15 protein-coding genes are annotated in these 25,402 nt (G+C 74.2%); 5 read left to right on the top strand and 10 right to left on the bottom strand.

Annotated elements, in window-relative coordinates:
- Positions 1 to 220 precede the first annotated feature (220 nt).
- A complete protein-coding gene (locus ACFVDM_RS08260) occupies positions 221 to 463 on the top strand; it encodes a mycoredoxin (RefSeq protein ID WP_073744993.1) in 243 nt (80 codons plus the stop codon).
- Between the two features lie 115 nt (positions 464 to 578).
- On the opposite strand, the gene nudC is transcribed toward ACFVDM_RS08260, so the two are convergent.
- Genes nudC through ACFVDM_RS08245 form a run of 3 tightly spaced genes read right to left on the bottom strand, consistent with a single transcriptional unit; the run spans position 579 to position 6,534 of the window.
- Positions 579 to 1,523, bottom strand: coding sequence for an NAD(+) diphosphatase (gene nudC, locus ACFVDM_RS08255; RefSeq protein ID WP_383634734.1), 945 nt, complete (start codon positions 1,521 to 1,523; stop codon positions 579 to 581).
- Between the two features lie 42 nt (positions 1,524 to 1,565).
- Entirely contained in the window at positions 1,566 to 2,960 is a 1,395-nt protein-coding gene (locus ACFVDM_RS08250) for a dipeptidase (RefSeq protein WP_383634732.1), read from the bottom strand.
- Positions 2,961 to 2,970: 10 nt separating this feature from the next.
- Positions 2,971 to 6,534, bottom strand: coding sequence for a UvrD-helicase domain-containing protein (locus ACFVDM_RS08245; RefSeq protein WP_383634730.1), 3,564 nt, complete (start codon positions 6,532 to 6,534; stop codon positions 2,971 to 2,973).
- Positions 6,535 to 6,630: 96 nt separating this feature from the next.
- Here ACFVDM_RS08245 and ACFVDM_RS08240 point away from each other — a divergent pair, with 96 nt between their 5' ends.
- Entirely contained in the window at positions 6,631 to 7,536 is a 906-nt protein-coding gene (locus ACFVDM_RS08240) for an SAM-dependent methyltransferase (RefSeq protein ID WP_383634728.1), read from the top strand.
- Positions 7,537 to 7,575: 39 nt separating this feature from the next.
- Here the strand turns inward: ACFVDM_RS08240 and ACFVDM_RS08235 are convergent, their stop codons facing one another.
- Positions 7,576 to 10,971 carry an ATP-dependent helicase gene (locus ACFVDM_RS08235; RefSeq protein WP_383634726.1) on the bottom strand — a complete coding sequence of 1,132 codons (3,396 nt, stop codon included), beginning with the start codon at positions 10,969 to 10,971 and terminating at the stop codon, positions 7,576 to 7,578.
- 291 nt (positions 10,972 to 11,262) lie between these two features.
- The gene (locus tag ACFVDM_RS08230) at positions 11,263 to 11,643 is read right to left on the bottom strand and encodes an MGMT family protein (RefSeq protein ID WP_383634724.1); all 381 of its coding nucleotides are present in this window, start codon (positions 11,641 to 11,643) and stop codon (positions 11,263 to 11,265) included.
- Between the two features lie 221 nt (positions 11,644 to 11,864).
- Between ACFVDM_RS08230 and ACFVDM_RS08225 the strand changes: the two genes are divergently transcribed.
- The 3 genes from ACFVDM_RS08225 (at position 11,865) to ACFVDM_RS08215 (ending at position 17,945) form a co-directional block, all read left to right on the top strand.
- Positions 11,865 to 14,594 carry a lysylphosphatidylglycerol synthase domain-containing protein gene (locus ACFVDM_RS08225; RefSeq protein WP_383634722.1) on the top strand — a complete coding sequence of 910 codons (2,730 nt, stop codon included), beginning with the start codon at positions 11,865 to 11,867 and terminating at the stop codon, positions 14,592 to 14,594.
- Positions 14,595 to 14,669: 75 nt separating this feature from the next.
- Positions 14,670 to 16,277, top strand: coding sequence for an alpha/beta hydrolase (locus tag ACFVDM_RS08220; protein ID WP_383634720.1), 1,608 nt, complete (start codon positions 14,670 to 14,672; stop codon positions 16,275 to 16,277).
- A 69-nt stretch (positions 16,278 to 16,346) separates the two neighbouring features.
- Entirely contained in the window at positions 16,347 to 17,945 is a 1,599-nt protein-coding gene (locus ACFVDM_RS08215; protein WP_383634718.1) for an alpha/beta hydrolase, read from the top strand.
- A gap of 237 nt (positions 17,946 to 18,182) precedes the next feature.
- On the opposite strand, the gene moeZ is transcribed toward ACFVDM_RS08215, so the two are convergent.
- From moeZ to ACFVDM_RS08190, 5 genes are all read right to left on the bottom strand, one after another.
- The gene (gene moeZ, locus ACFVDM_RS08210; protein ID WP_383634716.1) at positions 18,183 to 19,361 is read right to left on the bottom strand and encodes an adenylyltransferase/sulfurtransferase MoeZ; all 1,179 of its coding nucleotides are present in this window, start codon (positions 19,359 to 19,361) and stop codon (positions 18,183 to 18,185) included.
- An 85-nt stretch (positions 19,362 to 19,446) separates the two neighbouring features.
- Entirely contained in the window at positions 19,447 to 20,310 is an 864-nt protein-coding gene (locus ACFVDM_RS08205) for a spherulation-specific family 4 protein (protein ID WP_383634714.1), read from the bottom strand.
- The gene (locus ACFVDM_RS08200; RefSeq protein WP_383634712.1) at positions 20,298 to 21,263 is read right to left on the bottom strand and encodes an NAD-dependent epimerase/dehydratase family protein; all 966 of its coding nucleotides are present in this window, start codon (positions 21,261 to 21,263) and stop codon (positions 20,298 to 20,300) included. The genes ACFVDM_RS08205 and ACFVDM_RS08200 overlap by 13 nt, the downstream gene beginning before the upstream one ends.
- Before the next feature lie 133 nt (positions 21,264 to 21,396).
- Positions 21,397 to 22,824, bottom strand: coding sequence for a hypothetical protein (locus tag ACFVDM_RS08195; RefSeq protein ID WP_383635411.1), 1,428 nt, complete (start codon positions 22,822 to 22,824; stop codon positions 21,397 to 21,399).
- A 568-nt stretch (positions 22,825 to 23,392) separates the two neighbouring features.
- Complete coding sequence (locus ACFVDM_RS08190; RefSeq protein WP_383634710.1) at positions 23,393 to 25,201, bottom strand: glycosyltransferase; 1,809 nt, start codon at positions 25,199 to 25,201, stop codon at positions 23,393 to 23,395.
- Positions 25,202 to 25,402: the final 201 nt, after the last annotated feature.

Raw genomic sequence — 25,402 nt, 5'->3', positions numbered from 1 at the left:
AGGGGTGCCGTATTAGTAGGACCGGCGCGGGTCCCGGGAGGGGCGTTCCGGCACGGCGTAATCCCGGACACCCGGGGGCGGTCGCGGGAATGGTGGCCAGGTCACGTACGTTCCCCTTCCGTGCGGCAACGCGCGCCCCGGCGGTCCGGACGTGAGGGATCGGACAGTGACGGGGCGTGGCGGGGTGCCGGAACCGTATGAGACAGAGGAGCGCGAAGACATGCCGGGCACTGTGACGATGTACAGCACCACGTGGTGCGGCTACTGCCGTCGGCTCAAGGGCCAGATGGACCGCGAGGGCATCGCGTACACCGAGGTCAACATCGAGCTGGACCCGGAGTCGGCGGCCTTCGTCGAGAAGGCGAATGGCGGAAACCAGACGGTTCCGACCGTGCTCTTCCCGGACGGTTCGACCCTGACGAACCCCTCGCTGGCCCAGGTCAAGCAGAAGATCGGCGCCTGATCCGACCGTCCGGTCCGGTGCCGTCCGCGGAGCCGGACCACGACCGCCCGCCGTTTCCCGTCCGCAAGGGCGGGAAACGGCGGGCGGATGCGTTCGTGCCCGTACCGGGAGCCGGTCAGCTCGCGCGGACCGGCTTCGGGAGCGGCTTGCCGTACCAGCTCTCGATCAGGCGGGAGGCGATCGAGATGCCGAACGGGGGCAGAATCTCGCCCGATTCGAAGGCGGCGGTCAGTTCCTCGCGGGAGAACCAGCGGGCCTCCTCGATCTCCTCGCCGTCGACGTTGATCTCGAAGGTCTCGGCCCGCGCCATGAAGCCGAGCATCAGGCTGGAGGGGAAGGGCCAGGGCTGGCTGGCCAGGTACTCGACCTCGCCGACCGTGATGCCCGCCTCCTCGAACACCTCGCGGGCCACGGACTGCTCGATGGACTCACCGGGCTCGACGAATCCGGCCAGGGTGGAGAAGCGGCCCTCGGGCCAGTGCACCTGGCGGCCGAGCAGCGCGCGGTCCTGGTCGTCGGTGACGAGCATGATGACCGCCGGGTCGGTGCGGGGGTAGTGCTCGGCGCCGCAGGCGGGGCAGCGGCGGATGTGGCCGGCGGCCGCGATCACCGTGCGCTCGCCGCAGCGCGAGCAGAAGCGGTGCAGCCGCTGCCAGTTCTCCAGCGCCACCGCGTGCACCATCAGTCCGGCGTCGCGGGGGCCGAGGAGCAGTCCGGCCTCGCGCAGACCGGCCGGGCGGGCCGACTGGTCCATGCGGCCGGGCAGCGAGTCCTTCTGGAGCGCGAAGTAGCTGACCCCGTCCGCGTCCGTACCGAGGAAGTAGCGGTGGGTCTCGGTGACCGGGGCCTCGAAGGCCGGGGTCATCACGAGTTCGGTGCCGTCCTCCGTGTCGTCGATCAGCGCCTGCCCTCCGGAGACGACGAAGACCCGGGTCGTCGGGTGGCTCCACGCGGCGGCCAGCCAGGCCTCGTCGAGGCGGTGGTGCGCGGCGCGGTCGATGCCGCTCGGCGCGGTCAGGCCGATGGGACGGTCCGTGGTGGCGTTGTCGAAGGTGCTCACAGGTGCTTCCTACTCCCCCGGGATGGATCGGGTGTTCAGGATTCAGCGGAGTGCGGCCGCCAGTTCGCCCCAGAGATGGGCGGTGGTCTCCACACCCTTGAACAGGAGGTCCAGTTCGACCTTCTCGTCGGGGGCGTGCCAGCCGTCGGACGGTACGGAGATGCCCAGGAAGAGGACGGGGGCGCCGAGCACGTCCTGGAGGTCCGCCGCGGGTCCCGAGCCTCCTTCGCGGGTGAAGAGGATCTTCCGGCCGAAGGCCCGGCCCATGGCGCGGGCCACGGCCTGCAGGGCGGGGTGGTCCAGCGGTGTGAGGCAGGGCCGGGTGGCCGGGAGGAAGGTGATGGTCCGGCTGATTCCCGCGGGGACGCGGGACTCGGCCCAGGCGCGGACGGCCCGCTGGACGTGGTCGGGGTCCTGGCCGGCGACCAGCCGGAAGCTGATCTTCACGCGGGCGGCGGAGGGGATGATGGTCTTGCTGCCGGCGCCCTGGTAGCCGCCGCCGATGCCGTTGACCTCGGCGGTGGGGCGGGCCCAGATGCGCTCCAGCGTGGAGTATCCGGCCTCGCCCGACGCGGCACCGGACCGGGCGGTGCGCAGCCAGGTCGCCTCGTCGAAGGGCAGCTCGGCGAAGAGGGCGCGTTCGGTTTCGGTCAGCTCGGCCACCCCGTCGTAGAAACCGGGGACCGCGACCCGTCCGTCGGCGTCGTGGAGCGCGGCGACCAGCCGGGCGATCTCGGTGGCCGGGTTGGGGACGGCTCCGCCGAAGGATCCGGAGTGGATGTCCTGGTCCGGTCCGCGCAGCTCGATCTCGCACTCGGCGAGGCCGCGCATGCCGGTGCAGACGGTCGGCGTGGTCTCGTCCCACATGCCGGTGTCGGAGACGATCACGGCGTCCGCGGCGAGGCGGCCGGCCCGCTGCTCGACCAGGGCCCGGAAGTGCGGGGAACCGGACTCCTCCTCGCCCTCGACAAGGAGCTTGAGGTGGACGGCGGGGGTGGTGCGGCCGGTGGTGGCGAGATGGGCGCGGACGCCCAGCGTGTGGAAGAACACCTGCCCCTTGTCGTCGGCCGCGCCCCGTCCGTACATCCGTCCGTCGCGGATCACCGGCTCGAAGGGGTCGGTGCTCCAGCCGTCCTCGCGGGCGGCGGGCTGGACGTCGTGGTGTCCGTACACGAGGACCGTGGGGGCGTCCGGGTCGTCGGAGGGCCACTCGGCGAACACGGCGGGCGCGCCGTCGGTCTCCCAGACCTCGGCGACCGGGAAGCCGGTCTCCTTCAGCTTGGCGGACAGCCACTCGGCGCTGCGCCGTACGTCCCCGTCGTGCTCCGGCTGGGCGGATACGGAGGGGATGCGCAGCCACTCGGCGAGGTCGTCGAGGAAGGCCGCGCGGTGCTGCTCGGTGTACGTACGGACGGCGTTGTCCGGGGTGTCGCTCATGACCTTCAGCTTATCGGGCCGCGGGCGGTGGCTCGTCCAAGAGGATCCGCTCCAGCTCCGGCCGGCCCGGGAGCCGGGCCGGCCGGACGCACTCGCCGGTGCGGACGAAGACGAAGGTGGCGGTGACGTCGGTGAGCGGCAGACCGTGCAGTTCGGCCCAGGCCAGCCGGTAGACGGCGAGCTGGAGCGGGTCGGCGGTGAGGGTGCGGCTGGTCTTCCAGTCGACGATCTCGTACGTGTCGCCCGTGCGGTACACGGCGTCGATACGGCCCCGGATCACCCGGCCGGCCAGGGTGATCTGGAACGGGGTCTCCACGCGGTACGGGGTGCGCCGGGCGTACGGGGTGCGCTCGAAGGCCTCCTTCAGTTCGGCGAGATCGCGCTCGTCGGCGATGTCGGTGTCGTTCTCGTCGCCCCCGGGCAGTTCGTCGGGGCCGAGCAGGGGCAGCGGCAGCTCCTCGAAGCGGGACTCGACCCAGGCGTGGAAGCGGGTGCCGCGGCGGGCGGCGGGCTGCGGGGGCCGGGGCATGGGCCGGGCCAGCTCCTGCGCGAAGCCGGCCGGGTCGTCGGCCAGGCGCAGCAGCTGGGTGGCGGAGAGCGAGGCCGGTACGAGGACGTCGCGCACGGTGGCGCGGGCGCGGCGCAGCTCTCCGGCGAGGGCGTCGAGGTCACGGTCCCAGGAGGCCAGGGTGCGGGCCTCCTCCGGGGTGAGCCGGCCGTGCGCCCGCTCGGGGGCGCGGGCCGCGGGGACGTGCGGGAGGTCCGTCCGGACGGGGGCGGGAGGGGCGACCGGCCGGGGGGCGGGGGCGTCGTCGGGGCCGGGTCCCTCGTCGGGGAGGGATGCCCCGCCGGGAAGGGACGCGGTGCCGGGGACGGGGACGTTCCCGTCGTACGCCGGCACGGTGGCGGGCCGCTCCCCGTCCGGGAACGGCCCGTCGTCCGGGAACGGCTCGTCCTCGGGGAACGGTTCCTCGTCCGGGAACGGGGCCCCGTCCGCGAAGAGGCTGTCGTCCGCCCAGGGCTCCTCGGGGACGGCCTCGCCCGGAAGCGCGTCCGGGCCGCCGGACTCCAGGGCGGTGAGATGGGCCATGACCAGGTCGGCGGCGGCGCGGCGGCGGGCGAGCGCGGTGCCGTCCAGGGGCAGCGGCCAGGCGTGGTCGGCGGCGGCCCCGTCCAGGGACGGGTTCTCGGCGTCCTCGGCGGGCTCGTCCGCCCATGCCTCGATCTCGCCGTGGCCGGCGGCGCAGTGGTCGTACAGGGCGTGCAGGAAGGCGGAGGGGCCGCGCGGCTTCTTCTGGTCGGGGCCCCACCAGTGGCCGGAGCCGAGGAGCAGGCTCCGGGGACGGGTGAAGGTGACGTAGCCGAGGCGCAGCTCCTCGGTGTTCTGGTGGCCCTTCATCTCCTCCTTGAAGGCCTTGAGCCCGCGGGCGTCGAAGGTGTCCAGGGCGGGGAGGGTGGCGGTGTCGCCGCGCAGGGCGTGCGGGAGTACCTGGGGCTGGGTGGTCCAGGCCTCGCGGGCCCTGCTGCTGGGGAACTGGCCGGTGACCAGGCCGGGCACGGCCACCACGTCCCATTCCAGGCCCTTGGATTTGTGGGCGGTGAGGACCTTGACGGTGTTCTCGCCGCCGGGCAGCGCGTTGTCGAGGCCCTTCTCGTACTGGACGGCGGTGCGCAGGAAGGCGAGGAAGGCCAGCAGGGTGGCCTCGCCGTCGACGGCGGCGAAGCGGGCGGCGACGTCGAGGAAGTTGGCCAGGGTCTCGCGGCGGCGGGCTGCCAGGGCCTGCGGGGAGGCGGACAGCTCGACCTCCAGGCCGGTGGCGGCCAGCACCCGGTGCAGCACGTCCATCAGCGGGTCGGCGAGCGAGCGGCGCAGCTCGCGCAGTTCGGCGGCGAGCCGGGCGAAGCGGACGCGGGCCTCGGCGGAGAAGGGCAGCCGGTCGTCCTCGCCGCCGGAGTCGAGGAAGGTGTCCAGGGCGTCGGCCAGCGAGATGACCTCGGCCGGGTCGACGCCCTCGACGGCCTCGGCGAGCCTGCGGTCGGGGTCGGCGTCCTCGCCGTGGGCGGCCCGGTGGACGAGGAGGCGGGCGCGGCGGCCGAGGAGGGCCAGGTCGCGCGGGCCGATCCGCCAGCGGGGGCCGGTGAGCAGCCGGACCAGGGAGGCGTTGGCCCCCGGGTCCTGGAGGACCTCGCAGACGGCGACGAGGTCGGCGACCTCGGGCAGGTGGAGCAGTCCGGACAGGCCGACGACCTCGACCGGGACGTCGCGGGCGACCAGCGCGGCCTGGATCTGCGGGAAGTCCCCGGCGGTGCGGCACAGGACGGCGATCTCGCCGGGCGCGGTGCCGGTGCGCACCAGATGGGCGATCGAGTCCGCGAGCCAGGCGATCTCCTCGGCGTGGGTGGGCAGCAGGGCGCAGCGGACCAGGCCGTCGTGCTCGGCCCCGGGGGCGGGGCGCAGGGCCTCGACGCCCTCGTGCATGGCGCGCAGCGGGGCGGCGAGCCCGTTGGCGAGGTGCAGCAGGCGGCCGCCGCTGCGGCGGTTCTCGCTGAGGGAGTACCGGGCGGCAGGGGTGCCGTCGGCGTGCGGGAAGTGGCGGGGGAAGTCGTCGAGGTTGGCGACGGAGGCGCCGCGCCAGCCGTAGATGGCCTGGCAGGGGTCGCCGACGGCGGTGACGGCGTGGCCGGTGGGGACGCCGTCGGGGCCGCTGCCGAAGAGGGCGGAGAGCAGGAGCCGCTGGGCGACGGAGGTGTCCTGGTACTCGTCGAGCAGGACCACCCGGTACTCCTCGCGCAGGAGGGCGCCGACCTCGGGGCGGGTGAGGGCCAGCTCGGCGGAGAGGGCGATCTGGTCGCCGAAGTCGAGGAGGTCGCGGGCGCGCTTGGCGTCCCGGTAGCGGCGGGTGAGCGCGAGCAGCTCCCGGCGGGCCCCGGCGGTCTCCGGGATCTTCCGCAGGTCGGCGTTGGTGAGCCGGGCGCTCTCCAGGGTGTGCAGCAGCCCGGTGTCGTACGCGGCGAGCTGTTCGGGGCGTACGAGGTGTTCGGCCAGCTCGGCGTCGAGGGCCAGCACATCGCTGACGAGCGTGGGGAACGACCTGGTCAGGGCGGGGTACGGGCCGGGGGCCTCGCGCAGCACGCGGGCGGCGAGCTGGTAGCGGGTGGCGTCGGCGAGGAGGCGGGTGGTGGGTTCCAGCCCGATCCTCAGCCCGTGGTCGGTGAGCAGCTTCCCGGCGAAGGCGTGGTACGTGGAGATGCCGGGCTCGCCCGGGGGGTCGTCCGGGTCGAGGGTGTCGGGGTCGGTGACCCCGGCGGCGAGCAGGGCCCTGCGGACGCGCTCGGCCAGCTCGCCGGCCGCCTTGTTGGTGAAGGTGAGGCCGAGGACCTGCTCGGGGGCGACCTGCCCGGTCCCGACGAGCCACACCACGCGCGCCGCCATCACCGTGGTCTTGCCGGACCCGGCGCCGGCGACGATCACCTGGGGGGCGGGCGGCGCGACGATGCACGCGGTCTGCTCCGGGGTGAAGGGGATCCCCAGGAGCTCCTTGAGCTGCTCGGGATCGGTGAGGCGAGGGGACACTCCACCGAGGCTAACCGGCCCCACCGACAACCTCCGCCCCCGCTCACCGTCTACATTGACTGCCTGTCGCATCAACAGCCTTATGAGGACGGTCATATGAGCGCCGACGCACCCGCCCCGGACGCCGCGGAACTCCGGGAGCGCATCGACACGACGAAGGCGCACCCGGCACGGGTCTACGACGTCTTCCTCGGCGGCAAGGACAACTATCCGGCGGACCGGGAAGCCGCGGCCATGGCGCTGCGCGCCAATCCGCGCGGATACCTCACGGTGCGGCACAACCGGGACTTCATGCGGCGGGCGGTGACCCTGGCGACCGAGGCCGGGGTGCGGCAGTTCCTGGACGTCGGCACGGGGCTCCCCACGCAGCAGAACGTGCACCAGATCGCCCAGGCGATCGCCCCGGACGCGCGGGTGGTGTACGTGGACAACGACCCGGTCGTCCTCGTCCACGCGCAGGCCCTGCTGACCAGCGGTCCGCAGGGGCGCACCGACTACATCGAGGCGGATCTGCGCGATCCGGACACGATCCTGGAGGCGGCCCGCCGCACCCTGGACCTGGACCGGCCGGTCGCCCTGGTGCTCGCCGCGGTGCTGCACTTCATCGAGGACGACGAGGCGTACCCGATCGTCGAGCGGCTGGTCGGTGCCCTGGCGCCCGGCAGCCACCTGATCCTGAGCAATGTCAGCTCGGACCTCAACCCCGAGCAGGTCGGGCAGGTGACGAAGGCGTTCAAGGAGCGCGGTTTCGCCATGGTCCGCCGCTCGCACGCCCAGGTGGAGCGCTTCGTCACCGACAACGGCCTGGAGATGCTGGAGCCGGGTGTCGTTCCGGTGCACCGGTGGCGTCCCGAGGAGGTCGTGGACCTGCCGGAGGCCGCCGATCCCGACCCGGAGTTCGTGGCGGGTCTGGACGCGCTGGACCGTACGCGCTACCAGCGGATCAACGACGTCACGGACGCGGACGTGAGCGTGTACGGGGTGGTGGCCCGCAAGGCCTGACGGGACGGGGCCCCGGCCGCGTCCCGCGCGGTACGGGCCTCACTCCACGACGTGCCGGCCCTCCGGCCGCGCGCTGCACGAGGCGCGGAACGCGCAGTGGGTGCAGTGCTGACCGGCCGACGGGGTGAAGCGCTCGTCCAGGACGCGTCCCGCGGCGGTCGCCAACAGGTCGGAGACCCACTCGGTGTCGGGCGGCTGCTGGGACTGCACCTTGGGCGCGGTGTCGCCGCCCTCCTTCTTGGGGGCGGCCTGGCGCAGCTGGACGAGTTCGGCGCCGCCGGGCTCGGGGCGGGTGCCGTCGAAGGCCTCGTCGACGGCACCCTCCCGCACGGCGAGCTGGTAGACGGCGAGCTGCGGGTGGCGGGCCACCTCGTCCTTCGTCGGGGCCTGCTTGCCGGTCTTGAAGTCGACGACGTAGGCCCGGCCGTCGGCGTCGCGCTCGACCCGGTCCATGGAACCCCGGATGCGCACCTCGTACTCCCCCGCCTCCAGCGTCACGTCGAAGTCGTGCTCGCTGGCGACCGGGGTGCGGCCGGCGCGGTCCATGACGTGCCAGCGCAGGAAGCGTTCGAGGGCGACGCGGGCCTGCTCCTTCTCCTGCCCCGACTTCCAGGGGGCGTCGAAGGCGAGCCCGTCCCAGACCGAGTCGAGCCGTTCCAGGAGGACGGCCAGATCCGCGGGCGTACGGCCGGAGGCCACTTCGTCGGCCAGGACGTGGACGACGTTGCCGAAGCCCTGGGCGGCGGTCGCCGGGGCGTCGGCCTTCACCTCGCGGCCCAGGAACCACTGGAGCGCGCAGGTGCGGGCCAGCTGGTCCAGGGCGCTGCCGGAGAGGGTCACCGGCTGGTCCCGGTCGCGCAGCGGAACGGACGAGCGGGTCGGTTCGTGCAGCCCCCACCACCGGTACGGGTGGGCCGAGGGGACGAGCGGCTGCCCCTCGTCGTCGGCCAGCGCGGCGAGCCGGGCGAGGCGGTGGGCGGCGGCCTCGCGCAGCGCTTCGGAGGCGTCGGGGTCGACGGTGGTGGCGCGCAGTTCGGCGACGAGCGCGGCGACGGCGAGGGGGCGGCGCGGGCGGCCGGTGACGTCGCGGGGCTCGACGCCCAGCTCGGTGAGGAAACGGGAGGGCTGGTCGCCGTCGTCGGCCGGGGCCTTGACCGCCGTGACGACGAGGCGGTCGCGGGCGCGGGTCGCCGCCACGTAGAAGAGCCTGCGCTCCTCGGCGAGGAGGGCGCCCGGGGTGAGGGGTTCGGCGATGCCGTCGCGGCCGATCCGGTCGGCTTCGAGCAGCGAACCCCGGCGCCGCAGGTCGGGCCAGAGCCCTTCCTGCACCCCGGCGACGACGACGAGGCGCCATTCCAGGCCCTTGGAGCGGTGGGCGGTCATCAGGCGTACGGCGTCGGGCCGCACCGCGCGGCGGGTGAGGGTGTCGGCGGCGATGTCCTGGGCGTCGACCTCTTCGAGGAAGTTGAGCGCGCCCCGCCCCCCGGTGCGTTCCTCGGCGCGGGCCGCGGTCTCGAAGAGGGCGCACACCGCGTCGAGGTCGCGATCCGCGTTGCGCCCGGCGGCGCCCCCGCGCAGGGCCGCGCGCTCCAGCCTGGCCGGCCACGGGGTGCCCGACCACAGCTCCCACAGGGCCTCCTCGGCGGTGCCGCCGCGCTCCAGCAGCTCGCGCGCCGCGCGCAGCAGCGCGCCGAGGCGCTGGGCACCGCGGGCGTACGCCGGATCGTGGGTCACCAGCCGCTCCGGTTCGGCGAGCGCGCGGGCGAGCAGTTCGCCGGAGGGCGCGGGCAGCCGGTTGCCGGCGTCGCGCTCCTCGTCGCGCAGGGCCCGGCCCAGCCGGCGCAGATCGGCGGCGTCCATGGCGCCCAGCGGCGAGGAGAGCAGGGTCAGCGCGGTCTCGGTGTCCAGCCAGGTGGTGACGGGCGGGGCGTCGGACGCCTCCTCGGTCCTCTCGTCGACGGTCTCCCCGGCCGTCCCGGCGCCGTCGGCGGGTTCCGTGTCCCGGCCCCGTCGCAGTGCGGCCTTCGCGACCGTGCGCAGGGCGGTCAGCAGGGGGGCGACCGCAGGTTCGTGGCGCAGGGCCAGGTCGTCGCCGTCGACCTCCAGGGGGACGCCCGCCGAGGTCAGGGCGCGGCGGACGGCGGGGATCGTCCGGCCGCCGGCCCGCACCAGCACGGCCATCTCGCGCCACGGCACCCCGTCCTCCAGATGGGCCCGGCGCAGCAGATCGGCGATGTTCTCCAGTTCGGCGGAGGCGGTCGGGTAGGTGTACGTCTCCACGCCGCCGCCCTCGCGGACGGCGGCCAGCTCGCGGTGGGCGCGGACCTTCGCCGACGGCAGCCGGTTGAGGGGCATCCGCCGGGTCAGCAGCCGGGTCGCGGCCAGCACCGCCTCGCCGGAGCGGCGCGAGGTGGTGAGGACGCCGACGGGTGCGGGGGCGCCGTCGGCGCGACGGAAGCGCTCGGGGAAGTCCAGGATGCCGTTCACATCGGCGCCCCGGAACGCGTAGATCGACTGGTCCGGGTCGCCGAACGCGATCAGGTCCCGGCCCCCGCCGCCGCCCGGGGTGCTCCCCCGGTTCCCGGCGAGCGCGTGCAGCAGCCGGACCTGGGCCGGGTCGGTGTCCTGGTACTCGTCGACAAGAACGGTGTCGTAGCGGCCGGCCAGCGCCGCCGCCACCTCCGGGCGCTCGGCGAGGAGCACGGCCCGGTGGACCAGTTCCGCGTAGTCGAGCACCCCCTGGGCGTCCAGGACGTCCAGGTACTCGGCGAGGAAGGCGGCGGCGGCGCCCCAGTCGGGGCGGCCGGTGCGGCGGGCGAAGTCCGCGAGCGCGTCGGGGCCGAGGCCCAGCTCACGGCTGCGGGCGAGCACCGCGCGCACCTCGTCGGCGAAACCGCGCGTGGTCAGACAGGCGCGCAGTTCCTCGGGCCAGCGGATGCCGGAGAGCCCCTCCTTCTCCAGGTCGAGCTGGCCGGCCAGCAGCTCGCGGACGGTGACGTCCTGTTCGGGGCCGGAGAGCAGCCGCAGCGGGTCGGCGAACAGATCGGCGTCCTGATGGGCCCGGACCAGGGCGTAGCAGAAGGAGTGGAAGGTGGTGGCCTGCGGGCCGCGGAGCGCGCCGAGCCGGGCGGCCATGCGGTCGCGGAGTTCGACGGCGGCCTTGCGGCTGAAGGTGAGGATCAGCATCCGGGCCGGGTCGGCGCCCCGGTCGACGCGGGCCGCGACGGCCTCGACGAGCGTGGTGGTCTTGCCGGTGCCGGGACCGGCGAGGACCAGCAGCGGTCCGCCGGGGTGATCAACCACGGCGCGCTGCGCCGCGTCCAGGAGGGGGGGCTCCACGGAGCCCGGCCGGGTGCGCACCAGACGGTACGCGCCCGCGGTCCGGCGCCGTGTCGGACGGTGCGGACTGTGCCGGGTGGTGGAGGAGGAGCTCACGTGGGGATCGCCGGTCCTGGTGGGTCTGCGGGGCTGCTGGGCATGCCGGGGTTCGGGGTGCGACGGATGCCGCGAACTGACGACGCTACTCCGGCCGGGGCCCGGATCGGGGCGGGACAGGTGCGTGGATCGTCACGTTCCGCCGGGACGCCGGGGTGCGGGCCGCCGCCGCCCGGTGGTTCCGGCCCGTCGCGGGCGCCCGAGGAGGGGCGCGGCGCGCGTACGCCCCGTACTCCCTGTCCGTCGTACGGACCCGGCTCCGCCGGTTGGGCGTCCGGATGGCCGAAGCTGTCAGGTGTGAGCTTCCCCGCCGGCACCGGCCGGCCCCCCGGGCACGCCGTCCCACCGCGCGCGCCGCATGTCGAGGCGCGGCACGTGCCCCTGCGCCGCGCGCGGGGCCTCGCGCAGCGGGGTGTTCTCCTCGCGGTAGTGATCCAGCGCACGCAGCTCGTGGCCGGGGAGCAGCGTCCCGTCGGCGCGGACCACCCGCCACCACGGCACCGCGGCCCCGTACAGCGCCATGGCCCGGCCGACCTGGCGCGGTCCGCCGTCGCCCAGCCACTCCGCGACGTCGCCGTAGGTCATGACGCGGCCGGGCGGGATCAGCTCGGCGACGTCGAGCACGCGCTCCGCGTACTCCGGCAGCGCGTCGGCGGTCGAAGGTTCGCTCATCCGGCCCATCCTGCCGTACGCCACCGACAGTGCGGGCGGACCTCCGTCCGCGTCCTCACGAAGTGTGCGGGCGGGGGGAATGGAGCGTATGTTGCGCATCGCGCATCGGGGCATCCCACCCTGATGCCCCCCTCCGCGGGGCGACCGTGCCACCATCGTGCGGACGGTGACCGGTGATACGAGAACACGAAGACCCATCAGAGGCGACGAAGGAGCAGGGCGTGCAGCCACCGAAGGCGGCCGACGCCTCTGATGCCGAGCCGCGCCCCCAGGAGGCGGAGCGGCGGCCGGACACGGCTCCGCGGGCCCCCGCGGAGCATCCGTCCGGGTCGACGCTCGCGACCGCCGACGAGACGGGTGCCGACCGGGTCTCGGGCGACGAACCGCTGCTGCCGGCCCGGGTGCACCGCCCCTCCGATCTGCTGCGGCTGCTCGTCGGCGTGCTGGCGATCGTCGTGCTGTTCTCCGTCGCCGCGTTCGCCCACGGCACCACGACCGGTCTCGAACAGGACATCAACAAGGGCACCGGCCAGGCGCCCGACCTCCTCATCAAGCTGGCCGGTCTGGTCTCCAGCATCGCCGTGCTGCTCGTCCCGGTGGCCTTCGCCATCGAGCGGCTGGTCAAACGCGACGGGCTGCGGATCGCCGACGGGGTGCTGGCCGCCGTGCTGGCGCACGGGGTGACGCTCGCCACGGACCTCTGGGTGTCCAAGTCCGCCTCCGGCACCATCCAGGACGCGCTGACCCAGCCGCAGCCCGGCGCCGAGCTGACCGATCCGGTCCACGGCTATCTCGCCCCGGTGATCGCGTATATGACGGCCGTCGGCATGGCGAGACGGCCGCGCTGGCGGGTCGTGCTGTGGATGGTGCTGCTGCTGGACGCCTTCACCATGCTCGTGGGCGGGTACACGACACCGCTCTCCATCGTCCTGACCGTGCTCATCGGCTGGACCGTCGCGTACGGCACGCTGTACGCGGTCGGCTCGCCCAACGTCCGGCCGACCGGCCAGCATCTGATGGCCGGACTGCGCCATGTGGGGTTCCGTCCGGTCAGCGCCATACGGGCCGAGGACGCGCCGGACTTCGTCGACCAGGGCGACCGGGGGCGCCGCTATCTGGTCTCGCTGGAGGACGGACCGCCGCTGGACGTGACGGTCGTGGACCGCGAGCAGCAGGCCCAGGGCTTCTTCTACCGGGTGTGGCGCCGGCTGACCCTGCGCGGCATCACCCAGCGGCGGTCGATCCAGTCGCTGCGCCAGGCCCTGGAGCAGGAGGCGCTGCTCGCGTACGCGGCGATCGCCGCCGGGGCCAACGCCCCCAAGCTGATCGCCACCTCCGAGCTGGGCCCGGACGCCGTGATGCTGGTCTACGAGCACATCGGCGGGCGCTCCCTGGACGCGCTGGAGGACGACGAGATCACCGACGCGCTGGTGCGCGGTGCCTGGCACCAGGTGAAGGCGCTCCAGTCGCGGCGCATCGCGCACCGCAGGCTCACGGGCGACGCCGTGCTGGTGGATCGTTTTGGCACGGTCTTCGTCACCGATCTGCGCGGCGGCGAGATCGCCGCGGGCGATCTGGTCCTGCGGATGGACGTGGCGCAGCTGCTCACCACGACGGGGCTGCGGATCGGTCCCGAGCGGGCGGTGGCGGCGGCGCTGGAGGTACTGGGGCCGGACGCCGTCGCGGACTGTCTGCCGCTGCTCCAGCCGATCGCGCTCAGCCGGTCCACCCGGGCTCAGCTGCGCCGGCTGGCCCGGGAGCGTTCGCAGCGCGAGCGCGAGGCCGTGCTGGAGGCGTCGGACGCGGCGAAGCGGGCGCGGGCGCACGACGCGGAGCTGGCCAGGGGCACCGGGCGCAAGGCAGCCCGCAAGTCGCAGCGCACCGAGAAGCAGGCCGAGAAACGGGCCATGGACGACGCGCTGGACGGCGCCCGCGAGGAGGATCTGCTCTCCCGCATCCGCCAGGAGGTGCTGCTGATCCGGCCGCAGGCCCCGGTCGAGCCGGTCCGGCTGGAGCGGATCAAGCCGCGCACCCTGTTCAGCTTCATCGCCGGTGCCATCGCCGCGTACTTCCTGATCTCGCAGGTCACCGAGGCCGACTTCGGGGCCGTGGTGGAGCAGGCGGAATGGGGCTGGGTGGCGGCGGCGCTCGGTTTCTCGGCGCTCAGCTATCTGGCGGCGGCGATGAGCCTGCTGGGCTTCGTGCCCGAGCGGGTGCCGTTCGGGAAGACGGTGCTGGCCCAGGTGGCCGGTTCGTTCGTGAAGATCGTGGCACCGGCCGCGGTGGGCGGCGTGGCCCTGAACACCCGCTTCCTCCAGCGGTCGGGGGTGCGTCCGGGGCTCGCGGTGGCCAGTGTCGGCGCCTCGCAGCTGTTCGGTCTGGGCTGCCACATCGTGCTGCTGGCCGCGTTCGGCTATCTGACGGGGACGGAGAAGACGCCGTCCTCGCTCACCCCGTCCAGGACGGTGATCGCGGGTCTGCTGACGGTCGCGGTGCTGGTGCTGGTGGTGACGGCCATCCCGTTCCTGCGGAAGTTCGTGGTGACCCGGGTGCGGTCGCTGTTCGCGGGCGTCGTGCCGCGCATGCTGGACGTGGTGCAGCGACCGCAGAAGCTGCTCACCGGGATCGGCGGGATGCTGCTGCTGACCGGTGTGTTCGTGATGTGTCTGGACGCCTCGGTCCGGGCGTTCAGCGGTCCGGACACCCCGCACCTCAGCTACGCGAGCATCGCGGTGGTGTTCCTGGCCGGCAACGCGCTGGGCTCGGCGGCCCCGACACCGGGCGGCATGGGCGCGGTCGAGGGCGCGCTGACGCTGGGTCTGATCGCGGTCGGTCTGCCCAAGGAGGTCGCCGCGCCCGCCGTGCTGCTGTTCCGTCTGATGACGCTGTGGCTGCCGGTGCTCCCGGGCTGGCTGTGCTTCAACCATCTGACCCGCAAGGGCGAGCTGTAGGACCGGCCCCGGCCGGTTGACCCGCATGGACCGGCGCCCCGTGCACCCCCCGGGGCGCCGCCGCACGATGGGGTGATGAGGACCTCCCCCGCCCTGCGTGCCGCCGCCCTCGCCGCCACCGCGACCGTGCTCCTTCCGCTCACCGGCTGCTCGGACGGCGGTGACAAGGAGGGCACCGAGCTGCCGGACGGGACGGTGCGCACGGCCGAGATCGTGGCCGCGTCCACCACCCCGTCCTCGCTCTCCTCGCAGAGCCTGGCGTGGACGCCGTGCCCGGCCCCCTCGCAGGCCCAGGGCGGCGGTGCCTCGCCCTCGCCGCTGCCGGGCGGGGCCGTGTGGGAGTGCTCGTTCATGAAGGTCCCGCGCGACTACGCGCGCCCGGACGGCGACACCATCGAACTGGCCCTCGTCCGCGCCCGTGCCCTCGACGGGAAGAAGCGGATCGGCTCGCTCGTCTTCAACTTCGGCGGCCCCGGCGCCTCCGGTGTCGCCACGCTGCCCGCCTTCGGCACCACGTACGACAAGCTCCGCACCCGCTACGACCTGGTGAGCTTCGATCCGCGCGGGGTCGGCCGCAGCGCCGCGGTGGAGTGCGAGGACGACGCGCAGCTCGACAAGCGCTTCCAGGGCGACGGGACACCGGACACCCCCGCCGAGGAGAAGGCGTTCACCGAGCAGACGAAGGCGTACGCGGCGGCCTGCGAGAAGAACTCCGGCAAGGAACTGCCCTTCGTGGGCACGACGAACGCCGCCCGCGACATGGATCTGATGCGCCAGGTCCTCGGGGACGACAAGCTGCACTACTTCGGCATCTCGTACGGCACCGAACTGGGCGGCGTCTACGCGCATCTGTTTCCCGAGAAGGTCGGCCGGGCGGTCCTGGACGCGGTCGTCGACCCGACCGAGGACGCCGAGGAGTCGGCCCTCGGCCAGGCCAGGGGCTTCCAGCTCGCCCTGGACAACTTCGCGCAGGACTGTGTGGACCGGGGCGACGCCTGCAAACTGCCCGGCGCCACCCCGCAGGAGGTCGAGCAGGGGGTCGCGGTCCTCCTCGACCAGTTGGAGAAGCGGCCGATCGCGGGGCTGGGCGACCGGAAGCTGACGCAGACCCAGGCCACCACCGGCATCGCGGCCGCCCTGTACTCCAAGGAGACCTGGCCGCTGCTGGAACAGGGCCTGGACGAGGCCGACGGAGGCAACGGCGGACTGCTCCTCGCCCTCGCGGACTCCCTCAACGGCCGCTCCGAGGACGGCCACTACGACAACTCCGCCGCGGCCAACACCGCCATCAACTGCGCCGACTCCAAGCAGCGGTTCACCCTGGACGGGACGAAGGAGAGGCTTCCCGCCTTCCGCGAGGCCTCGCCGGTCTTCGGCGACTACCTCGGCTGGGGCCTGATGGGCTGCACCGACTGGCCGGTCGAGGGCGTCTGGAACCACCCGGACGTCAGCGCGCCGGGCGCGGCCCCGGTCCTCGTCATCGGCAACACCGGCGACCCGGCCACCCCGTACGCGGGCGCGCGGGCGATGGCGCGGGCGCTGGGCGACGGCGTCGGCGTGGAGATGACGTACAAGGGCGAGGGCCACGGGGCGTACAACAGCAAGAACGCCTGTGTGCAGAAGGCGGTGGGCGGCTATCTGCTGGACGGGAAGGTGCCGCCGGCCGGAACGGTGTGCGGTTAGCCGGCTCCCGGGCCGCGCCTACGATGGGGCGCACTGCCGAGCGGCAGTCACAGGGGGAGGGACGTACACGTGGTCGTACACGCACGGACCGGGGCGCTGGCCGCCGCCGCACTGCTGCTGGCGGGGGCGCTCGCGGGCTGCGGGGACGGGTCGGACGACAAGCCGGGTGAGCGGGCGGACGGCGGTGGGGCATCGTCGTCGTCCTCCCCGCCCGGGTCCCCCTCCCCCGCCGCGTCGGCCTCGCCCGCCGCGGACGCCGCGCGGCCGCTGCCCGCCTCGCTCACCGGCCAGCGGCTGGACTGGAAGCGCTGCAAGGCCCCCGAGGGCGACAGCGCCCCGGGCTCGGCATGGCGGTGCACCACGGTCCGCGTGCCGCTGGACTACGCCAGGCCCGACGGGGACACCCTCGGCATCGCGCTGATCCGCAAGGCGGCCCGGGACAAGGGGCGCCGGCTCGGCTCGATGCTGTTCAACTTCGGCGGCCCGGGCGGCTCCGGGGTGTCGATCCTGCCGCGCGCCGCCGGCGGCTACGGGACGCTGAACACCCGCTACGACCTGGTGGGCTTCGACCCGCGCGGGGTGGAGCGGAGCGCCGGGGTGCGCTGCCGGAGCGACCGCGAGCAGGACATCGCGTACCGGGACGTCGACATGACGCCGGACACGGCGGCCGAGGCGGCGGCGTTCATGAAGGACGGCGCGGACTTCGGGGCGGGGTGCGCGCGCCTCTCGGGCAAGGTCCTGCCCCATGTCACCACGACGAACGCGGCCCGCGACATGGACCTGATCCGGCAGGTGCTCGGCGACCGGAAGCTGACGTACTTCGGGATGTCGTACGGGACGGAGCTGGGCGGCACGTACGCGCACCTGTTCCCGAAGCAGGTGGGGCGGACCGTCCTCGACGCCGTCGTCGACCCGACCGCCGACAGCACGGGCCACGCCCGCAACCAGACGATCGGCTTCCAGCGGGCGCTGGACAACTATCTGAAGGACCGCGGCCAGGACCCGGCGAAGGGCACCCGGCGGATCGCCGCCCTGCTGAAGCGGATCGACGCGAAGCCGCTGCCGACCGGGACGAGCCGCACGCTCAACGAGTCGATGGCGATCACCGGGATCGTGCTGCCGCTGTACTCGAAGGAGAGCTGGCCGACGCTCACCCAGGCCCTCGACGAGGCGGAGCGCGGCCGGGGCTCGATGCTGCTGCGGCTCGCCGACTCGTACAACGGCCGGGACGACAGCGGGCGCTACGACACCCAGAACCACGCGCAGCGGGCGATCTCCTGCGCGGACAGCAAGGCCCGGCCGACGGTGGAGCAGGCGAAGGCGCTGCTGCCGGAGTTCACCCGGATCTCCCCGGTCTTCGGTCCGTTCCTGGCCTGGGACACGGCGGGCTGGTGCTCGGGCTGGCCGGTGGCGGGCGAGCACCTCACCCCGGAGGCGAGCGCCCCCGGCGCGGGTCCGGTCCTGGTCGTCGGGACGACGGGCGATCCGGCGACACCGTACGAGGGCGCCCGCAGGATGGCCGACAAGCTCGGCAAGGGCGTCGGCGTGCTGGTCACCAACAAGGGCGAGGGGCACGGCGCGTACGGCGGCAACAGCTGTGTGACCACGACGGTCGACGCGTACTTCCTGAACGGGAAGGTGCCGAAGTACGGCACGACCTGTTCGTGAGGGGCCCGGGTCCCGGACACGGCGAAGGGGCCGGCCCGCACCGTGAGGTGCGGACCGGCCCCTTCGCGTCGTTCTAGTGCCGTGACCGGCAATGTTTGCCCCGTGAGGAGCGTCGTCCAGTGCGTGCGATCGCAAGGCGGCCGGAAGTCCTTGTAGCGGAGCTACCAGGGCTTTCGGCCAACGCGGCGAGCGTGCGTGCTGGGCGGCGCGACGGGGCAAAGCTTGCCGGGAGGGGCACTAGTACACCGGCTTCTCGGGCTCGATCTGGTTGACCCAGCCGATCACGCCGCCGCCGACGTGCACCGCGTCGGCGAAGCCCGCCGACTTGAGGACCGCGAGGACCTCGGCGCTGCGGACGCCGGTCTTGCAGTTCAGGACGATGCGGCGGTCCTGCGGGAGGTCCTGGAGGGCGTTGCCCATCAGGAACTCGTTCTTCGGGATCAGCGTCGCGCCCGGGATCGAGACGATCTCGAACTCGTTCGGCTCGCGGACGTCGATGATCTCGATCTTCTCGTCGGCGTCGATCCACTCCTTGAGCTGCTTGGGAGTGATCGTGGAACCGGCCGCCGCCTCCTGGGCCTCCTCGGACACGACGCCGCAGAAGGCCTCGTAGTCGATGAGCTCGGTGACGGTGGGGTTCTCGCCGCAGACCGCGCAGTTCGGGTCCTTGCGGATCTTGACCTGGCGGTACTGCATCTCCAGGGCGTCGTAGATCATCAGCCGGCCGACCAGCGGGTCGCCGATGCCGGCGAGCAGCTTGATGGCCTCGTTGACCTGGATGGAGCCGATGGAGGCGCAGAGCACACCGAGGACACCGCCCTCGGCGCAGGACGGCACCATGCCCGGCGGGGGCGGCTCCGGGTAGAGGCAGCGGTAGCAGGGACCGTGCTCGGACCAGAAGACGGACGCCTGGCCGTCGAACCGGTAGATCGAGCCCCAGATGTACGGCTTGTTCAGCAGGACGGCCGCGTCGTTGACGAGATAGCGGGTGGCGAAGTTGTCCGTGCCGTCCACGATCAGGTCGTACTGGGAGAAGATGTCCATCACGTTGTCGGCTTCCAGCCGCTCCTCGTGAAGGACCACGTTGACCAGGGGGTTGATCCCCTGCACGGTCTCCTTGGCCGACAGGGCCTTGGACTTGCCGATGTCACCCTGGCTGTGGATGACCTGGCGCTGCAGGTTCGACTCGTCGACCTCGTCGAACTCCACGATGCCGAGCGTGCCGACACCGGCGGCGGCCATGTACATCAGGGCCGGCGAACCGAGGCCGCCGGCGCCGACACAGAGCACCTTCGCGTTCTTCAGCCGCTTCTGCCCGTCCATCCCGACGTCCGGGATGATCAGGTGGCGGGAGTACCTGCGGACCTCGTCGACGGTGAGCTCAGCAGCTGGCTCGACCAGGGGTGGCAGCGACACAGGAACCTCAACAATGCAGGTGGTCGGTTTCTACGTACTTCGACTACGTACGGTTGTTCTTGCCGTAACACTGCCACGCCCCTTCTCATTCCGAGATATGAGGTCCGATCCGCGAGACGATTTCGTCCCAGTACCTGGGCAGCGTCGCGAATGGATCGGTTTGTCCGGGTCCGCCGCCGGGTGCTCCCCCGGATCCGCGACCGGGTGCGGCGTCCGTGGTCCGGTCCGTGAAGAAGATCGTCCCGGCACCCTGCCAGCGGGCGATCCGCATCGCCTCGTCCAGGTGGGTGCGCGGCACCCCGTGGACGAAGTGGGCGAAGCGGCTCGGCGGATAGTCGGCGGTCCACTCCGCCACCTGCGACCAGCGGTAGTCGGACCAGGCGCCGCGGAAGGTGACGAGCTGGTCGGCGGCCTCCGCGTATCCGGGATACGGGTGGGTGTCGTGCCCCAGTACGAGATGGCCGGGGCGGCCGCCGCGGGCCTCCGCCAGGAAGGCGGCGAGCGTGGCGGTGAGGCGCCGCACGCCCGGCAGGCCGGGGCGGCCGGCCGGGCAGCGGTCGAGGTAGAAGCCGTCGACGCGGTACCACTCCAGATAGCAGCGGGCGTCGTCGAGCAGTTCGCCGAAGGGGCGGGTGCCGTGCCCGAGGTCGAGCCGGCCCAGCAGCCGGCCGGCCGAGGCGCGGACGGTGTCGCGTGGTCCGGCGTCGTGCTCCGCCCGCTCCCTGGCGTTGCGCAGCCGGCCCGCGGCGTCCAGGCAGTGCGGGTCGGGGCGGGTCCCCGGGCCGTTGTCGACGTCGAGGACCGCCCAGTGCAGCGGGGTGCCGGGGCGGGCCAGCTCGGCCCATTCGGCCGGGGCCAGCAGCGGATGGGCGCAGCCGGGGACGCCGAAGCCGAACCGTTCGGTGCCACCGGCCCGCGGGACGGTGCCGGTACGGGTCAGATACGGCACGCCGCCTCCATCCAGATATCGGCCAGCGACTCCTCCAGATTGATCCGGGGGCGCCAGCCGAGCCGGTCGCGCGCGGTGCGCACGTCCGCCTGCTGCCAGGCGCCGCAGCCGTCCGGGTAGGGGGAGGGCGTCGCGGAGAGGTGCTCCATGACCGATTCGGCGGAGGTGCGGGGGGCGCCGATGGGGAGCCGGGCGGGGGGCGCGTCCAGTTCGTGGAGTGCGCCCGCGTATCCGGCGACCTTGGCGAGGACGGCCGCCGCGTCGCGCAGGCGCACGGCGCGGCCGGTACCGATGTTGACGACGCCCTGGGCGGCGGAGAGCGAGGCGGCGTGCACGGCGCGCGCGACGTCGCGCACATCGACGAAGTCGCGCTGGACACCGAGCCCGCTGAGCTTCAGCTCGCCGTCGCCCGCCTGCATGGCGCGGCGCATCGCCTCGGCGAGCCGGCCGAGCGGTGAACCGGCCGGGGTGCCGGGGCCGACCGGCGAGAACACCCGCAGGACGACCGCGTCCAGGCCGGAGCCCAGGACCAGTTCGGTGGCGGCGAGCTTGCTGACGCCGTACGGGCCGCCGGGGCGCGGGATCGCGTCCTCGGCCGTGGAGGAGCCGGGCTGCGAGGGCCCGTACTCCGAGGAGCAGCCGACCTGGACCAGGCGGGCGGTGCAGCCGCTGCGCCGCATGGCCTCGCAGACGGTGGCGACGGCGACGGTGTTGTGCCGGGTCAGGTCGCGGGCGCCCCCCCGGATGGCGCCGGCGCAGTTGACGACGACTCCGGGGTGGACGGCGTCCAGGAAGCGGGTGAGCGCTCCGGGGCTGCCGCCCGCGAGGTCGAACCGCACGTCGGCGTCGTCGCCCCGGCCGAGCGCCGTGAGGTGGACGGCCGGGTCGGCGAGCAGCCGGTCGGCGACGAACCGGCCGAGGAAGCCGTTGGCTCCGAGCAGCAGCACCCTCATCGTGCGCCCCCTCGGTGCCGACGGCGGGCTGCCGGTGCGGGGTATTGGGGGGTCATGTCCGTTGTCTCCTTGGGGAAGTTGCGATGGGGAGGGAAACCCGCGGCGTCGGCTCCGCGGGGCGTCTGGGGCCGCCTCAGGGGGCGGTGTGGGCGGAGGCCCGGGACAGGGCGGCCGTGGCGGTGACCAGCAGGCCGAGTGCGGCCGCGGCGCAGGCCAGGGCCGGTACGGCACCGGTCCCCCCAGCCTCGACGAGCGCCCGCACGGGGCGGGCGACGAGGTCGAGTCCGGGCAGCTGGCCGGCCAGGATCAGGGCAGGGGCGGCGGCCTCGACGGCGCAGGCGACGCCGAGCCCGGTGGCGGCCGGCTCCGGGAAGCCGTGCACGGTGAGGAGCCGGGCCAGCAGGAGCAGGACACCGAGCGCGGCGGCCCCGACGGCCGAACCGCCCGGACCCGCCCCGAGGCCCGCCAGGTGGAGCAGGACGGCCAGCACACAGAGGAAGGCGGCGACGGCGGCGAAGAGCAGGGGGCGCACACCGGCGGCGAACTCCTCCAGCGCGCGGCTGCCGCGGAGCCTGCGGTGGGCGTGCACGGAGAAGAGGTGGGCGCACCAGGCGGCGGGGGCGAGCGCCACGGCGAGGCCGAGCAGCGGGGCCGGGGTGAGGTCCCACGGGCCCTCGGGTCCGCCGGTGAGCACCTGGTGGAGGAAGGCCTCGCCGTAGACGACGTAGCCGAGGAGCCAGCAGCAGAGGGGGCCGGTGGCACCGGTGGCCCGGCCGCGGGCACTGAGCGGACCGCTGCGCAGGGCGACGGCGAGGCAGACGAGGGCGAGGAGCGCGCCGCCCCCGCCGACGGCGAGCCTGGCTCCGCCGCCGAGGACACCGTCGGTGAGCCGCAGGGTCACGAAGGTCGCCAGGCAGGCGGCCCCGGGCAGCAGGGCCCGCAGCGACCAGGCGGCGCGCGTCTCGACGTCGCGCGCCGGTGCGCAGGGCGCCTCCGCGCTCTCCCCCGCCACACCCGGGACCCGTGCGAAGAGTTCCTCGGCGAGCGAGAACACGTCCCGGTGCCGGTAGCGGGCGGCGGTGCGGTCGGTGACGCCGTGGGCCTCCAGCCCGGCGGCGATCTCCAGCGGGTCGACGGCACGTTCGCAGAGTGCGCGATGCCGGTGCATCAGCGCCTTCACCGGGTCGACGGGGCCCCGGCCCCCGGTGGAGAGCCCGCGCGGGGCCCCGCCGCGGCCGGTCCCGGGCGCGCGGACGGCGGGAGCGTCGGGGTTCGCGTCACCCGGCGGCAGGGAGTCGGCCTCGGTCCCGGCGTCGGGACCGCCCCGTGGGGCATCGGGGCCGGCGTCGGTGTCGGTGTCGGTGTCGGTGTCGGCAGCAGTACGTACGGCTGCGGCGTCGGCGTCAGCACCCACGGCGTCGGTACGTACGGCAGCGGCCTGTACGGGATCGGGATCGAGGGCGTCGGCGGGGGCGGGCCCGAGTGTTCCGGCGCGGGCGGGCCCGGGTGTGCGCGAGGGCCGGGCCCCGTTCGTATCGTGGGGCTCGTCGGCCTCGCCCATGGCGGGGGCCTCGCCGCTCGGGTCCAGGGCGGACGCCGGGTCGGGCGCGGATCCCGCGACGCCCGACGCGGATCCCACCCCGTCCAACGTGGATCCCACCCCGTCCGGCACGGACCCCAGCCCGTCCGACGCGGATCCCACCCGGTCCGACGCGGATCCCACCCCGTCCAACGTGGATCCCACCCCGTCCGGCACGGACCCCAGCCCGTCCGACGCGGATCCCACCCCGTCCGACGCGGATCCCAGCCCGTCCGGCGCGAGGCCGCCACCGGTCCCCTTGCGGCTCCCGCTCCCTGCCCCGGCCCCGCTCCCGGGAGCCGCGGGGCCCTCGGAGCTCCCCCACGCCGGTTCCGAGAGGTCGGCCAGGTCGGCGACGAGCGTTCCGGCGGCCGTTCCGCCCGAGCGGTGTTCGCCGTTGGTGCTGGTCATCGGGGTGCCGAGTGGTTCGGGCACCTCGGTTGGGCGGCCCATCGTCGTCCCTCCGCGCTTGTCACCGGGGGCGCCGCACACACCGGGTGCGCCGGCCGGTCCCGGTCGGTCCGGACGGCCGGTCGCGGCCGTCTCCTGGTCACACATCGCCGTCCCCCGCACCGCGCGCACCGGCCCCGACGCCCTGACCGGCCCAGCTCGGGGTCCGGTCGTCCGGCTCGCGGCGGAACGGCGCGCCGTCCTCCGGCCAGAGCCCGAGGACATGGGCCTCCGGCGGCGTGGCGAAGGGGCGCGACTCCTCGTCGGCCACCGGCCCGGGGACGGCGCGCACCGGCGACCGCGCGATCAGCTCCAGGTAAATGCCGCGAAATGCCGCGAGGTTCTGTTCCACGGTGAAGAGTTCGAGTGCGCGGGCGCGCGCCGCGGCGCCCAGGCGCGCACGGCGTTCGGGGTCGCGCAGCAGCGCCAGACAGGCGTCCGCGAGCGCCCGGGGATTGCGCGGGGGCACCACCAGGCCCGTACCGCCGATCACCTCGACGACCGCGCCGACGTCCGTGGACACCGTGGCCCGGCCGCAGAACATGGCCTCGACCAGGCTGATGGGGAAGCCCTCGACCACGCTGGAGAGGACCACCACCCCGCCCGCGCCGTAGGCCTGGGCGAGGTCGGGGACCTCGGCGTCGCCGATCTCCTCGAAGGAGACCGGGCTGTCCCCGGCGGTGGGGGCGTCGGCCGCCTCGTCGGGAAAGAGCTGACCGGCCAGGGCCCGGCAGCGGGCGAGATAGCCGGCGCCCTCCGGCCCCTGCGCCGCCGCGCCGATGATCCGCAGCCGGGCGCCGGGCTCGGCCCTGCGCACCTCGGCGAAGGCGTGCAGCAGGCCGAGCAGGTCCTTGGCGGGCTCGATCCGCCCGACCCAGACCAGGGTGTCCGGTCCGCCGCCGTCCTCGCTCTCGCCGAGCGCCGCGAAACGTGCGGACTCCATCCCCGGGTAGACGGTGCGCACCTTGGCCGGATCGGCACCGCAGCGCTCCTGCCAGCGGCGGGCGTGGGTGTTGCCGGGGGTGATGAGCGCGGCCTGCCGGTAGACCTCGGCGGCGAGCCTGCCGTGGAAGTTCGCGAGGAGCGCGCGCACCGGGGCGCTCAGCGGGGCCCCGCCGGCCGCGAGGTACTGCGCCCGGAGCTGGACGGCGTACTCGGTGACCAGCAGCGGCACCCCGAAGAAGCGTTTGGCCAGCAGCCCCGGGAGTGCGGCGGCACCGCCCGAGGCCGCGTGGCAGAGGTCGACGGCGCCGAGGCTCTCGTCGTCGTACCAGTCGAGGGAGAGAGGACGCAGCACCCGGTCGAGTTCGGCGGCGAAGGCGAGGAGGTCGGGCACGGTGGCGGTCTGGACCGTGCGCCCGGTGCCGGGGGCGCGGCTCGCGGTCTCCAGGATCCGGACGGCGGTCTCGGAGCGGAGGGCGGTGGGCAGTCCACCGTGCTCGCAGGCCAGTTCGGCCAGTCCGTAGAGCCCCTCGGTGAACCGCGCGTCCGCGCGCCGCCGCGCCGCCGGGTCCGCGTCGGGGGCGGCCGGTGCCCCCTCGCGCCCGTCGCCGGTGGCGTCGGCCGCGCAGACCGCGGTGGCGAGGGAGGTGAAGTGGGTGGTGAAGCGCCGTCGTTCGCGCCGTCCGTACGTTCGTGCGCTGCCGCCGCCCAGCAGCCGGGCGAGGAACCCCCGGGGGGCGTGCAGTCCGAGGGTGTCCTCGTCGGCGGTCCAGAGGGGGGCGGTACGGACCCGGCTGACCTGCTCGGGGAGGCGGACCCAGCCCTGGGCCTCCTGCTCGGCGGTACGGCTCAGCGCGAAGAGATCGAACTCGTGCTGTGCGAGACCGCGCACCAGTCGGTCGCACCAGAGTCTGGACTCACCGGACGCATACGGATAACCACCGTCGGTGAGGAGTCCGATCCGCACGAGTACACCCCCGATCTCCCTTGTGGGCGGCCGCCGTTGGTTCGGCGACTCACAGCGGGACGACCGTAAGCGGATACGCCGGTGGTGGGGGGGGGGGGGGGGGGGGGGCCCCCCCCCCCGGGGGGGGCGGCGGGCAGTTCAAGAACCCCCCGGGGGTTGGAGGGCGGGGGTGGGGGGGGGCGCGCGCGCCGGGGGGCGCGG

Origin of the sequence: Streptomyces sp. NPDC057682 (assembly GCF_042799575.1) — a bacterium.
Taxonomy (GTDB): Bacteria; Actinomycetota; Actinomycetes; order Streptomycetales; family Streptomycetaceae; genus Streptomyces.
Note: the sequence above shows the minus strand (reverse complement) of the source record. Positions and strands in the feature narration are given on the sequence as shown.

What these genes read in the sequence shown, in the direction of transcription:
- ACFVDM_RS08240 (WP_383634728.1), top strand. Translation starts at nt 6,631, where the DNA reads ATGAGCGCCGACGCACCCGCCCCGGACGCCGCGGAACTCCGGGAGCGC.
- ACFVDM_RS08260 (WP_073744993.1), top strand. Translation starts at nt 221, where the DNA reads ATGCCGGGCACTGTGACGATGTACAGCACCACGTGGTGCGGCTACTGC.
- ACFVDM_RS08200 (WP_383634712.1), bottom strand. Translation starts at nt 21,263, where the DNA reads ATGAGGGTGCTGCTGCTCGGAGCCAACGGCTTCCTCGGCCGGTTCGTC.
- ACFVDM_RS08230 (WP_383634724.1), bottom strand. Translation starts at nt 11,643, where the DNA reads ATGAGCGAACCTTCGACCGCCGACGCGCTGCCGGAGTACGCGGAGCGC.
- ACFVDM_RS08220 (WP_383634720.1), top strand. Translation starts at nt 14,670, where the DNA reads ATGAGGACCTCCCCCGCCCTGCGTGCCGCCGCCCTCGCCGCCACCGCG.
- ACFVDM_RS08250 (WP_383634732.1), bottom strand. Translation starts at nt 2,960, where the DNA reads ATGAGCGACACCCCGGACAACGCCGTCCGTACGTACACCGAGCAGCAC.
- ACFVDM_RS08195 (WP_383635411.1), bottom strand. Translation starts at nt 22,824, where the DNA reads ATGGGCGAGGCCGACGAGCCCCACGATACGAACGGGGCCCGGCCCTCG.